Here is a 12,302-nt window from a genome sequence, read left to right as displayed (position 1 = left end):
CCTCCAGCCGCTCACCCGTTACGCGCCACTCAGGGCAGGTAATCAAACTTGACTACACCCACCGAAGGGAAGGTAACCCCGGCCCCCTCATTAGTCAAACTTGATTAGAGAAGGTCGCCCTCATCGGGGATCCCCGTCGCGTACGGGTTCTCCTCGCCCTTCCTCAGCACGCCGACGAACGGCGCGCCCTCCCCCGCGAAGGAGTACGCGCCCCCCTCGATCCGCTTGATCAGGCCGCGTGTCCACTCCGCGCCCGAGTCCGCCGAGTGGACCCAGAAGTTCATGATCTCGCCGATGTGGCCGAGCTGCTCGGGGCCGTCCTCCGGGACATAGGTCTCCGTCACCGCCGCGCGCCACGCCTCGATCGCGCGGACCCGCTCCCTCAGCAGCTCGACCACCTCGGCGCGCGGCAGGTCGAGCATGCAGCCGAGCCCGGCGGACAGGACGTCCATCTTCTGGTCGTACGTGGTCAGCGCGGCGCGCAGCAGCCTGAAGTACTCCGCGTCGCCGGCGTCCGTGATCTCGTACTCGGTCCTGGGCGGACCGCCCGCCGTGCTCGGCGCGACCTCGTGCGCCAGCAGGCTGCCCTGCTTCGCCAGTTGCTTCAGCGCGTGGTAGATCGAGCCGGGCTTGGCGTTGGACCACTCGTGGGCGCCCCAGTACTCCAGGTCGTTGCGGATCTGGTAGCCGTGGGCCCGCCCGTGCTGGCGGACCGCGGCGAGCACGAGCAAACGGATCGCTGACATGGGGCCAGGTTATGACGCCCCCACGGCGGCCCCGGGCGCGGCTCAGCCCTCCCGGCTCTCTCCGTGTTCCAGCGCGACCAGCTCGAACGCGGTCTTCCCGTCGAGCGTCTCCCGGATGATGTCCGCGTGGCCCGCGTGCCGGGACATCTCCGTGATCAGCCGCAGCAGCAGCCAGCGCATCGACACCCGCTCGTCCGGCGGGAACCAGGGGTCATTGGGGAGCGGGAACGTCTCGTCCAGGGTGTCGAGACCCCGGATGAACTCCTCCGTCTCCCCCGCGACCCGCCGCCAGTACGCCAGCCGGCCCTCGACCGTCTCGTCGCCGACGAGCCGGAAACTGTCCAACCAGGCGTCCCGCGTCATCGGCACCTCCGGCGCGACCTGCCGGGCCCGCGCGAGCCAGCTCTGCTCGACCTCGGACACGTGCTTCAGGATCCCGGAGAGCGACAGCTCGCTCGCGCTCGGCGCCTCGGCCGCCCGCTTGTCGTCGAGGCCGAGCAGCGCCCTGCGGATGCCGCCGCGCTCGGCCTCCAGGAAGGCCAGGAGCGCCCCGCGCTCGTCGCCGGGATTCTCCGCGTTCACATGGGTGACCATGGGGTGCCGCCTCTCGTCGTACGGTGCTGTGCCGGTCCGTCCGTCCCGGACCGGCACGTACGACGCTACGAGGCATGGAGGACAGCTCCTGTCCTCGATGACACGCGACGCGGGAAGTTCAGAGAGGGAACTCCGTGCGGCCGTGCTGCACCGAGATCCACTTCAGGGTGGTGAACGCCTCCACCGTGGAGTCCCCGTTGAGCCTGCCGAGTCCCGAGGACTTCTCCCCGCCGAAGGCCACCATCGGATCGTCCTGCACGGTCGCGCCGTTGACGTGCATCATCCCCGTGACGATGCGCTGCGCGAACGAGACACCCCGCTCGACGTTGGCCGTGTGCACGGCGCCGCTCAGCCCGTACGGGGTGTTGTTGGCGATCCGTACGGCCTCCTCCTCGCCGTCGAACGGGATGAGTACCGCCACCGGCCCGAAGATCTCCTGGCGCAGCAGCGACGAGTCCTCCGGCAGCCCGGTCAGCACCGTCGGCTCCACGAGATTGCCCCGCGTCCGCCCCCGTACGAGCGCCGTCGCGCCCTCCGCGAGCGCCTGGTCCACCAGCGCCGTCAGGGCGTCCGCCTGGAAGGTGTTGATGACCGGGCCGATCTGGGTCTCGGGATCGCGCGGGTCGCCGGTCCTGAGCGCCGCCACCCGGGCCACGAACTTCTCCGTGAACGCCCGCTCGACGCTCCGGTCCACGAGGATCCGGTTGGCGGCCATGCAGACCTGGCCCTGGTACGAGAACCTGCTGGCGACCGCCGCGTCCACCGCGTAGTCGAGACCCTCGTCGTCCAGGTCGTCGAGGACCACGAGGGCGCTGTTGCCGCTCAGTTCCAGCACGGTCCGCTTGAAGTGGCCGGCCGCGACGGCGCTGACATGCCGGCCCACCCGGTCCGAGCCCGCGAACGAGATCACCTTCGGGACGGGGTGCTCGATCAGCGCGTCGCCGATCTCCGCGATGTCCGTGACGACGACGTTGAGCAGCCCGGCCGGCAGCTCCGCGTCCTCGAAGAGCTTGGCCACCAGGCCGCCCCCGGTGACCGGCGCGTTCTGGTTCGGCTTGATCACGACGGCGTTGCCGAGCGCCAGCGCGGGCGCCACCGACCTGATCGTTATCAGGAAGGGGAAGTTGAAGGGGCTGATCACACCGACGACACCCACCGGCAGCCGGTAGACGCGGTTCTCCCGGCCGTCGACCGGGGACGGCAGGATCCGGCCCTCCGGGCGCAGCGAGAGCTGTATGGCCTCGCGCAGGAACTCGCGCGCCGCGCCGACCTCGTACCGCGCCTTGAGCCGGGTGCCGCCCAGCTCGTCGACGATCGCCTCGACGATGTCGTCCTCGCGCTCCTCGACCAGTCTGAGCACCCGCTCGAAGACCGGCCTGCGCTGGTACGGGTTGGTGGCGGCCCACAGGCGCTGCGCGCGCTCGGCGGCGCGGTACGCCTCGTCGACCTCCAGGGACGTCGCGACCGTGATGGCCGCGAGCTTCTCGCCGTTGTACGGGTTGAAGTCGATGATGTCCCACGAGCCGCTGCCGGTCCGCCACTCGCCGTCGATGTACTGGTGGGCCAGGTCGGTGAAGTAGGACATGCGATCCCTTACGGTGCGATCCCTTACGGCAGGCGCGAACTCCTGATGTGATGTCATCGTACTGATGTATTCAGATCAGTTGGAGCAGTCCGCGAAGGACATCGCGGCTCTCTTCCGGCCCCGGGCTGTCGGCCTGTAGCCGCTCCATCACGCGTTCGTACTGAGCCACCTCCTCGCCCTTGTCCAGATAGAGCGCGCTGGTGAGCTGTTCCAGGAAGACGACGTCGGAGAGATCGGACTCCGGGAAGCTCAGCATGGTGAAGGCGCCGCTCTCGCCGGCGTGACCGCCGAAGCTGAACGGCATCACCTGGAGCGTGATGTTCGGCTGCTCGGAGATCTCGATGAGGTGCTTGAGCTGTCCCTGCATGACGGCGCGGTCGCCGTAGGGCCGTCTCAGCGCCGCCTCGTCGAGCACGGCGTGGAAGCGGGGCGCCCGCTCGGAGACGAGGGCCTTCTGCCGCTCCAGCCGCAGGGCCACCCGGCGCTCGACCTCGGCGCAGGGCGCGTCCGGCTGGCCGCGGGTGACGACGGCGTGCGCGTACGCCTCGGTCTGGAGCAGCCCGTGCACGAACTGCACCTCGTAGATGCGGATGAGGGAGGCGGCGCCTTCGAGACCGATGTACGTCTGGAACCAGCCGGGCAGCACATCGCCGAAGCTGTGCCACCATCCCGCGACATTGGCCTCCCGGGCGAGGCCGAGAAGGGCCGCGCGCTCGCCCTCTTCGGCGACCCCGTAGAGAGTCAGCAGGTCCTCGATGTCCCTGGCCTTGAAGCTCACCCGTCCCAACTCCATACGGCTGATCTTGGACTCGGATGCACGGATCGAGTAGCCCGCGGCCTCACGTGTGATGCCGCGCGATTCGCGCAGCCGTCTCAGTTGTGAGCCCAGCAGGATGCGCCGCACCACGGAACCGCCCGATTCGGCTGCGGTCACGTCTCCAACCCTCCCCATCGCATGTGGTTCTGCTCGGAGCACCCCCGGAACTCCAAGTGCCGGATTCTGCCATCAAAACGCTTCGCCCCGTACTCATTCGATTACTGAAATAAGAAGGCTTTGCGGAGAGGGCGAAACTGGTCACAGGAAGAAATGAGCCATAACCGTCATGTTAGGGGTGAAGCTGGGCACGTGCACGTGCATCTGCTCTTGCATCTGTCGTACGCATTCGGAACCATGGGCCCCGCGCACCTGCGTGCTGGATCGTGTTTGACGCGTTGTGCCGCTGAACCACCCGCAGTATCGCTACGGCCGCGAACCCCGGGAGTGCTCGCATGGGGATGAATGGATCGACCATGCTGGAGCCCTTGAGGCAAGGGCTCCCCCCGATCGATCCCGCAGGAGCGGCCGGCACGGCCTCGTGCGCCCTGCCCGCCCGGTACGAGGCGGTGCGCGGGGCCCGGCAGTTCACCCGGACCACACTCTCCCAGTGGGAGCTGAGCGAGCGGTTCGACGACGTCGCCCTGGTCGTCTCCGAACTGGTCACGAACGCGCTGCGGCACGCACTGCCCGCCGACACCCCGCGCGAGCCGCACGAGCCCCCCGTACGCCTGCATCTGATGCGGTGGTCGTCGCGGCTGGTGTGCGCGGTACGGGACCCCAGCCTCATGAGCCCCGCGACACGGGACGCGGACGAGGACTGCGCGGCGGAGTCCGGGCGGGGGCTCTTCCTGGTGGAGTCGTTCAGCGACACGTGGGGGTGGCACCCGCTGGCCGGGTCGCTGCACGGCAAGGTGGTCTGGGCCCTGTTCCAGCTACCGGCCGACCGGGCCTGACGTGGGCCTGGGGCCGGACCGGCCGATCCCATTGGCCGAAAACCATCGCCGATAAGTCAGATCCCATGATCAAAATACCGGATGGTCTAGACCTGACCCTCGATTATTCGGCCATACTGCAACAGAAAATGGCGCGTTCTGATCGCACCGATGCGCGACGAGCCGCCGACCGAAGGTGCAACCGTCGGTAACAGGCCATGGGGGCCAGGGGCCCTCAGGCGCCCGCCACGAGATGGTCGAACTCGCCCGCCTTGACGCCGATGAGCATCGACTCGATCTCGGCGAGCGTGTAGACGAGCGCGGGTCCGTCAGGGTGGCGTGAGTTGCGTACCGCCACCTCGCCGCTCGGCAGCTTCGCGAACTCCACGCAGGATCCCTGGGAGTTGCTGTGCCTGCTCTTCTGCCAGACGACTCCGTGAAGCTCTGTGGCCGTTATGCCGTTGTACACGTGGTGCACAGGTCGCTCCCCGAGTTGCAAGGTGCAGGTGTCAACTGTCTCGGATCATAGCTGTGTTTCATGTGCCGATGCATGAGCAGATGCACGTGCACGCGGGGTGGCCCCTCGGTTACAGATGCCCTCGTGAACACCCGCGCCCGCGTGCGGAGACGTACATCCCCCTTCTATGGAGAGAGACGCGAAACAGGGCCGTAAGGATCCCTCTTCCTGCCCAGTCTCCAGGTATTGGTCCAGTCCGCCGCACCAGGGCCACCTCTGACACCGGCTACCCCGGTCCGTACCGAAGACTCCAGGAGTCGCACAGCCGCTCGATCCCGTCCCGGTCCGGGGCGGACGCCGCACACACGGGATTCCTGCGCGGGGTGCGCAAGTCGCCCTGGTAGCTTGGCGCGGTCTGCTACCGACTAGGGGGACATGAACGTGCACCAGCTCGTACGAACCGGCGCCGCTGCGGCCGGGCTCGTCGTCGCACTCGCGCTCACGGGGTGCGGCAGTGACAGTGACAAGGGCGACTCGGACAAGGAGACCGGCGCCACCGCGCCGAGCGACAGTGGATCGAGTCCCGCCTCCGGCTCGGGCTCGGACGCGGACGCCGCGAGTGTCGAGGGAACGTGGGCCGGCCTGACCGACGGCAAGTCGGTGGCGCTGGCCGTCGCCTCCGGGAAGGTCGCGCTCGTCGCCGCCGAACACGTCTGCCAGGGCGCGGTGGAGGAGATGAGCGGTGCGCCGATGTTCGCGCTGAAGTGCGGCGACGGCGACACCGAGCGCACGATGGGCTCGATCGAGTCCAACGACGGCAAGACGCTGGTCATCTCCTGGACCGGTGGCACGAAGGACACGTTGAAGAAGACGGCGTCCGACGCGCTGCCCACCAACCTGCCGACCGACCTCCCGTCGGGTCTGCCGACCGAGCTTCCGACCGGCTGACGGCACACCGGCCGCGGGCAGTTGGCCGGGACGGCCGCCGGATCAGGCCGACGGGCCCTGCTCCGGCGCTCGGGCCGCGGATCCCCCAGGGGACCGCGGCCCGCCGCTGTCCCCCTCCAGGGCCGCCGACAGTTCCTCCAGCGCTTCGAGCAGCCGGCCGGCCGCGCCCCGTACGACCTGGTCGGGTACGCCCTCACCGTCCCAGCGCGCCAGCTCGTCGCGGAGCGTGTCCCAGCGCGGAACCCGCCCTTCCCGTACGGCCTTCGCGCCCGCTTCCGTGGTCTCCCGCAGCACCTCGGCGAGCCCGGCGGCCGCCGGTACGGGCGTGACGCCGCGCCCCGGAAGGTGCGCCTCCATCAGCATGGCGACCCGCGCGAACTGGGCGAGGGCGTACTCCGCCCGGTCGGCCGTGGTGCGCGACAGGCCCCGGTGCCGCACCGGTTCGTGCGCGGCCCGCTCCTCGGACGTGTGCCAGGCGACCCGCGCCGTACGCGTCGCGAGGAGGGTCTCGCGCACCTCGCGCCCTTCGGGTCCCCCGCGGTCGCCGGGCCGGGCGTAGTGGCCGACGACCGCCGCGGCGTACCGCCCGTCCGTGAGCAGCCAGTCGGCGAGGCGGGCGCGCAGCCGCGGGGTCTCCCAGGCGGGGAAGACCGCGTACGCGATCATCGCGAGCAGCCCGCCGAGGAAGGTGAGCAGGGCCCGTTCCCGTACGGTCTGCGAGACGCCGGCCCCCGCCATGCCGAGCAGGAAGACGACATAGGCGGAGACGAAGACCTGGCTGATCGCGTAGCCCGTGCGCAGCAGCAGATACATCAGGCCGGCGCTGACGACGGCGAACGCGGCGGAGACGTAACCGCCCGGATGGGCCGCCTGGACGATGCCGGTGGCCAGCGCGACGCCGACGAGGGTGCCGCCGAAGCGGGCCACGGAACGCCCGTACGTCTGGGCGAAGTCGGGGCGCATCACCATGACGACGGTCATGGGCGCCCAGTAGCCGTGCCCGAGCGGCAACGCGGCGCCGAGGACGTCCCCCGCACAGGTGACGGCCGTGACGCGCACCGCGTGACGCAGGATCGGCGAGTCGCGGTGCAGCTCGCCCCGTATGTCGCGCAGGACGAGCGGGAGGAGCCGCAGCAGCCCGGGGCGGTCGCGGTACGCGGTGACGTGGTCGCCGCCGCCGGAATCCGGGCCGGGCTCCGCGCCCGGAACCGCGCCCCGGGGCGCGGGAGGTGCGGCAGGTGAGGTCGGTTCCACGGCGACGACGTCGGTCTCGACCACGTCGTGGAGCAGGTCGAGCAGCGGGACCAGCCGGGCGGCGGCGCGCCGTGCCGGGCCCGTGAGCAGCGCCTCGGTGTCGGGGCTGCGCAGAGCGGCGACCGCGGCGGGCGCGAGATGGACCGGCGTGCCGTGGCGTACGGCGCGCGCGGTGGAGTCCAGTACGGAACCGGTCGCGGCGAGGAGTTCCCGCACCCGGTCCCGCTCCGGGCCCTCGGCCGCGCCGCCCACCTCCGGATCGGCGAGCGAGGCGAGTACGGGCCTGATCCGCTCGGCGAGCCCGCGGGCGCCGTGCAGTTCGGCCGGGCGCCGGCGCGCCTGCCAGGCGGTGACGGCGGCGGCGCTGCGCGCCGTCATCAGGGGTTCCGGGTCGAACGGGGCGGTCGGGTCCTGGCGCAGCCGGCGGGCGTAGTCGCCCAGCGCGGCGAGGGCGTCGGCGAGCGCGTCGCGCTGGAGTCCCCAGGGTCTGACGGGGAAGAGCACGATCATTCCGGCCTGGACGAGACCGCCGGCGGCGATCACGGCCGCGTGGCCCGCCGCGGTCGCGACGGAGGTCGGCAGCGTGACCGTCACCAGCATGATCGCGACATTGGAGGACGCGATGACCCCGGCGGTCGGCCCGGCCGTCCAGGCGAGCCCGGCGAGAAAGGTCCAGAGCGCGAGCAGGACGAGGAACAGCCCGGAGTGGGCACCGGTGAGATAGCCGAGGAACGTGCTGACGCCGAGACTCGCCCCGGAGGCGAGCGCGAGCACCGGCCGGGGGCGCCAACTGCGCTGGAAGGTGGCGATCCCCGCCTGGAACGCGCCGAACGCGGCGCTGGCGGCGACGCTCGGACCGAAGAGCGCGAGCGTGCCGAACACGACCACGGCGAGACCGGCGGCCCCGCGCAGCGCGACGAACGGTTCGAGCCGCCGCCGCTCGACACTGAGCCCGGAGAGGGCGGTGTCCCTCAACGCCCGGAGCCAGCTCATGGGGTGAGGGTAGCGATTACTCCCGGAATAGAGCGGTAAGGGAGGGAACGACGCGGGGTCAGCGGGTCCGGGGTCAACGGGTCCGGGTCAACGGGGCCGAGGGCAGCGGGGCCAGGGTCAGCGGGTCCGAGGGCAGCGGGTCCGAGGGCAGCGGGTCCGCGTACGGGCGGGTCAGGCGGGGCGGATGCGGCCGCGTCGGTCCGTACCGCCCGCACCGCCGCCCGTACCGCGAGCGTTTCCCGTGCCGCCGCCCGGCACATGGGCCGCGTCCGCCGCGGAGATGCCGTGGGTCCAGCCCTCCGCGTCCGTCACCCCGCGCACCCGCGTCGCGACGGTCTCCGGGAACATCCGGTCCGTACGGTCGGCCACCGCGGCTTCCCGCGCCGCGAGCACCGGGAGCAGTCCGGATCCGCCGCCCGACGCGGCGCTCCTCTCCGCCGTCCCCCCGGTGGCCTCGTCGGCGGCCTGTTCCGTCGCCTGCTCCGTGGCCGCCGCCAGGCGCTCGCCGAGACGGTGCGCGTACGCCATCAGGAACGACTGACGGAAGGTCTTCGTCCGCTTGCGGCCGCCCGCGCGCTGGGCCGCCTCCGCGCGGGTCATGGCCGCGGTGCCCTGCACCAGCAGGGAGGTGTGGAGTAGTTCGACCGCCTCCAGGTCGGGCTCGAACCCGACGACCGTCGAGAAACCGTACGCGCTGTTCCAGACCGCGCGGCAGCGGTTGGCGGCGGCGACCGCGTCGAGCAGGATCGCCTTCGCCGTCTCGTAGGGGGCGTCCACGCCGATCCGGCAGGCGCCGGGCACATCGCCCCGGTGCGTCCGGTCCGCGAGCAGCGCCTCGTCGATGCTGTGGCGCGCCATCAGCTCCTGCGCCTTGGCCGTGAGCGCCTCGGCCTCCTCCGGGTAACCCGTTGCCTCCGCCTTGGCGAGCAGCGCGCGGATCCTGGTGAGCATGCGCGGTTCGCCCTCGGCGGGCGGCAGATGGAGGGGCGCGCCGGGCACCGGCCCGACGGGCTCGATCGCGGGCAGCCGGGCGAGCAGCAGATACAGCTCCAGAACGGTGGTGGCGTACGAGAACCGGTCGGCCCGGTGCGGAGCGCCGCCCGCCGCCGGGCCCGACTCCTGGTCGAGTTCGTCCAGCTGGGCGGTCCAGCGCGGCGTCAGCCGCTCGTAGCGCCGCGCCTCCCCGGCCGCCAGCTCGGCGAGAATCCGCAGATGGGGCCCGTGCAGGTCGCGACGGACGAGGCGGGCGACATCGGCGGGCTGCCAGCCCCGCTCCCAGGCCAGCCGCAGGTACCGCTCGCCGCGCCGCCGGAGTTCCGGGTCGGCGGCCGGGTCGGCGGCGAGGAGGGAGGCGCCGGTGTCGATGCCGTCGGGACCGGGGGCGCCGGCGCCGGTGGAGAGCATCGCGGTCACGGCGCGGTCGACCGTGCGCGCGGGGTCGCCGGTGGCACGCTTCTCACTCATGCCGCGGCCTCGCGGTGCTCCATGGCCATGGGGGCGTCTCCTCCGTCTCGCGCCCTTGATGGTCCCAGGTCCGGGTGGAGCGGTCGCATCCGCCCCGTCCTGGCCCTCCCTGTCCTGCCCCGTCCCGCCCCGCTCTGTCCACAGCCTGTGGACAACGAACCGGCGGCCCGCGTACCGGGATTAGGGTGGTGCATCCAGTCGATGAGCGAGGGCTTTCATCCGCGGAGGAGCGTCCATGGGCGAGAACAAGCAGCGCATGCTGGCCGGCGAGTGGTATCTCCCCGACGACGAGGAGCTGATGGCGGAGACCGAGCGCCGCTTCGCACTCTGCGCGGCGTACAACGGGAACGGCGGCGCCGCGCCGGGCGATCGCGCCGGGATCCTCGCGGAGCTGCTGGGTTCGGTGGGCGAGGACGTCCGGATACGGCCACCGTTCCAGTGCGACTACGGGACGTACATCACCATCGGGGCCCGTACGTTCGTCAACTTCAACGCGGTCTTCCTGGACGCCGCGCCGATCACCATCGGCTCCGACGTCCAGATCGGTCCGAACGTCCAGCTCCTCACGCCCACCCACGAGCTGGACACGGAGCGCCGCCGCGCGGGCTGGGAGAAGGCGTCCCCGGTGACGATCGGGGACAACGTGTGGCTCGGTGGCGGGGTCATCGTCTGCCCCGGGGTCACCATCGGCGAGAACACAGTGGTCGGCGCGGGATCGGTCGTCACGAAGGACCTGCCCGCGGGCGTGCTGGCCGTGGGGAATCCGGCGCGGGTGATACGCGAGCTGACGGCGTCGGACAAGGGGCCGGAGACGGAGCAGGGGCCGGAGCCACGGGAGACGGAGCAGGGGGCGGCTCAGAAGGTGGAGCAGGGGGCAGGTCGGTAGGCGGACCGAACTCGCACCACACCACTTTCCCCCGGGCGGGGCCCGCGTGGTCACCCCAGTCCGAGGCCAGGGCCGCGACCAGGAGCAACCCCCTGCCCTCCGTCGCCTCCGTGTCGACCGATGCGACGCCCGTCGGCCATCTCGGCGGCGTACGGGCGGGGTCGGCGACCTCGACGCGCAGGCGGCCGTCCGGTGAGCGCAGCAGGGTGAGGGTGACGGCGCCGCGCGTGCAGCCGCAGACGCAGACGCCGTGCCGTACGGCGTTGGTGACGAGTTCGCTGACCGCCAGTTCGACGGTGGCCGCGGACTCGCCGCCCACCCGGCGCAGCGCGAGCACCTCGCGGGTGTGACGGCGGGCTCGCCGGGCCGCTTCCGGCGTGTGCGGGAGGGGGATCCGGGTGAGAGAGAGCCATGGCCGGCCGGAGTCGTAGACATCGTGCACAAGTCCACTGTCAGTGAGCATCGCTACTCTCAGGCATCAATAGATCGCAGAGGGCAACCTATCGTGCATGAGAGGAGCGCCGCCGTGCCACATCACCGTTCCCGGGCCCTGTCAGCGGCCCTCAGGAGGCGCCCCTCAGGGGGTGATCACCAGTCAGGGGGTGATCACCAGTCAGGGGGTGATCACCAGCTTTCCGCCCGCGTGTCCCTCCTCGCTCGTCTGCTGCGCCTTGCCCGCCTCCGCGAGCGGGAAGGTCCCCGCGACCCGCACCCGCAGCGCGCCCTCCGTCGCCAGCCGGGCGTTCTCGGCCAGCCCCGCGCGCTTGGCCTCGGGGGTCGTGCCGCCGGAGGAGAAGGTCACCCCCAGCTCCTCGGCCGCCGGGTCGGCGATGGTGACGATCCGGTCCGTCGTGCCGCCGCGCAGCTCGATCGAGTCGGGCAGCGCCCCCTTGCCCGAGGTGTCGAAGACCGCGTCCACCCCCTGGGGCGCGGCCGCACGCACCCGGTCGACCAGGCCGTCGCCGTACGCCACGGGGACGGCGCCCAGCGAGGCCACGTACTCGTGGTTGGCCGGGGAGGCCGTGCCGATCACGGTGGCGCCGCGGGCCACCGCGAGCTGCACGGCCAGGGCGCCGACCGCGCCCGCCGCGCCGTGCAGCAGCAGGGTCTCTCCGTCCCGGACGCCGAGCGCGTCGAGGCCGCGCAGCGCGGTCTCCCCCGCGACGGGGATCGCCGCTGCCTCGTCCCAGCTCAGACCGGCGGGCTTGGCGACGACGACGTCGGCCAGGGCGTAGGGGGCGTAGGCGCCGGTGGCGGACCAGCCCAGCACCTCGTCGCCGACGGCGAAGTCGGTCACCCCTTCGCCGGTCTCGTCCACGACTCCGGAGAACTCCAGTCCGGGGACGGCGGGGAACGTCGTGGGTACGAACGCGTCCATCCATCCGTGGCGGATCTTGTAGTCCATCGGGTTGACGCCTGCCGCCCGTACGGCCACCCGGATCTGGCCGGGGCCCGGGTGAGGCTCGTCGACGTCCTTGACGTGCAGCACCTCGGGACCGCCGAACTCCTCGAAAACGACCGCGCGCATCTCAACCTCCAGAGATCTCATGTTCTTCACGTGACCTGCGTGCCGTACGGGTCCCCCGGGCCCATGGGAGCCATCAACATCCCGGCGGGCTTCCCTGT

Annotated in this window: 11 protein-coding genes and 1 pseudogene; 3 read left to right on the top strand and 9 right to left on the bottom strand. The window is 71.5% G+C overall.

What is annotated here, in order from left to right:
- Nucleotides 1–104: 104 nt before the first annotated feature.
- The 4 genes from ACFTZC_RS26285 to ACFTZC_RS26270 form a co-directional block, all read right to left on the bottom strand.
- Nucleotides 105–746, bottom strand: coding sequence for a PadR family transcriptional regulator (locus tag ACFTZC_RS26285; protein ID WP_382893739.1), 642 nt, complete (start codon nucleotides 744–746; stop codon nucleotides 105–107).
- A gap of 42 nt (nucleotides 747–788) precedes the next feature.
- Complete coding sequence (locus ACFTZC_RS26280) at nucleotides 789–1,340, bottom strand: DinB family protein (protein ID WP_382893737.1); 552 nt, start codon at nucleotides 1,338–1,340, stop codon at nucleotides 789–791.
- Nucleotides 1,341–1,458: 118 nt separating this feature from the next.
- Complete coding sequence (locus ACFTZC_RS26275; protein ID WP_382893735.1) at nucleotides 1,459–2,925, bottom strand: aldehyde dehydrogenase family protein; 1,467 nt, start codon at nucleotides 2,923–2,925, stop codon at nucleotides 1,459–1,461.
- A 70-nt stretch (nucleotides 2,926–2,995) separates the two neighbouring features.
- On the bottom strand, nucleotides 2,996–3,877 hold the full coding sequence (locus ACFTZC_RS26270) for a helix-turn-helix domain-containing protein (RefSeq protein ID WP_382893733.1): 882 nt from the start codon (nucleotides 3,875–3,877) through the stop codon (nucleotides 2,996–2,998).
- 317 nt (nucleotides 3,878–4,194) lie between these two features.
- Between ACFTZC_RS26270 and ACFTZC_RS26265 the strand changes: the two genes are divergently transcribed.
- Nucleotides 4,195–4,695: an ATP-binding protein gene (locus ACFTZC_RS26265; RefSeq protein ID WP_382893731.1), complete on the top strand. Its 501-nt coding sequence runs from the start codon at nucleotides 4,195–4,197 to the stop codon at nucleotides 4,693–4,695.
- Between the two features lie 214 nt (nucleotides 4,696–4,909).
- Here the strand turns inward: ACFTZC_RS26265 and ACFTZC_RS26260 are convergent, their stop codons facing one another.
- Entirely contained in the window at nucleotides 4,910–5,152 is a 243-nt protein-coding gene (locus ACFTZC_RS26260) for a DUF397 domain-containing protein (protein ID WP_382893729.1), read from the bottom strand.
- Between the two features lie 414 nt (nucleotides 5,153–5,566).
- Between ACFTZC_RS26260 and ACFTZC_RS26255 the strand changes: the two genes are divergently transcribed.
- Nucleotides 5,567–6,079: a hypothetical protein gene (locus tag ACFTZC_RS26255; RefSeq protein WP_382893727.1), complete on the top strand. Its 513-nt coding sequence runs from the start codon at nucleotides 5,567–5,569 to the stop codon at nucleotides 6,077–6,079.
- Nucleotides 6,080–6,121: 42 nt separating this feature from the next.
- On the opposite strand, the gene ACFTZC_RS26250 is transcribed toward ACFTZC_RS26255, so the two are convergent.
- Together ACFTZC_RS26250 and ACFTZC_RS26245 are read right to left on the bottom strand one after the other, a co-directional pair.
- Nucleotides 6,122–8,326 (bottom strand): FUSC family protein, encoded by a 2,205-nt coding sequence (locus tag ACFTZC_RS26250; RefSeq protein WP_382893725.1) that lies wholly within the window; start codon nucleotides 8,324–8,326, stop codon nucleotides 6,122–6,124.
- Between the two features lie 171 nt (nucleotides 8,327–8,497).
- Nucleotides 8,498–9,790, bottom strand: coding sequence for a DUF2786 domain-containing protein (locus tag ACFTZC_RS26245; protein WP_382893724.1), 1,293 nt, complete (start codon nucleotides 9,788–9,790; stop codon nucleotides 8,498–8,500).
- Between the two features lie 235 nt (nucleotides 9,791–10,025).
- On the opposite strand from ACFTZC_RS26245, the pseudogene ACFTZC_RS26240 reads away from it, so the two are divergent.
- Nucleotides 10,026–10,580 (top strand): annotated as a pseudogene (locus ACFTZC_RS26240) (sugar O-acetyltransferase); the annotation flags it as partial.
- On the opposite strand, the gene ACFTZC_RS26235 reads toward ACFTZC_RS26240, so the two are convergent.
- Together ACFTZC_RS26235 and ACFTZC_RS26230 are read right to left on the bottom strand one after the other, a co-directional pair.
- Nucleotides 10,513–11,139 (bottom strand): ATP-binding protein, encoded by a 627-nt coding sequence (locus ACFTZC_RS26235; RefSeq protein ID WP_382893722.1) that lies wholly within the window; start codon nucleotides 11,137–11,139, stop codon nucleotides 10,513–10,515. The pseudogene ACFTZC_RS26240 and the gene ACFTZC_RS26235 sit on opposite strands and share 68 nt — an antisense overlap.
- Before the next feature lie 150 nt (nucleotides 11,140–11,289).
- Entirely contained in the window at nucleotides 11,290–12,204 is a 915-nt protein-coding gene (locus ACFTZC_RS26230) for an NADP-dependent oxidoreductase (RefSeq protein WP_382893720.1), read from the bottom strand.
- Nucleotides 12,205–12,302: the final 98 nt, after the last annotated feature.

This window comes from Streptomyces sp. NPDC056987, assembly GCF_042673865.1.
GTDB lineage: Bacteria > Actinomycetota > Actinomycetes > Streptomycetales > Streptomycetaceae > Streptomyces.
This window is presented reverse-complemented; position numbering and strand designations above follow the sequence as displayed.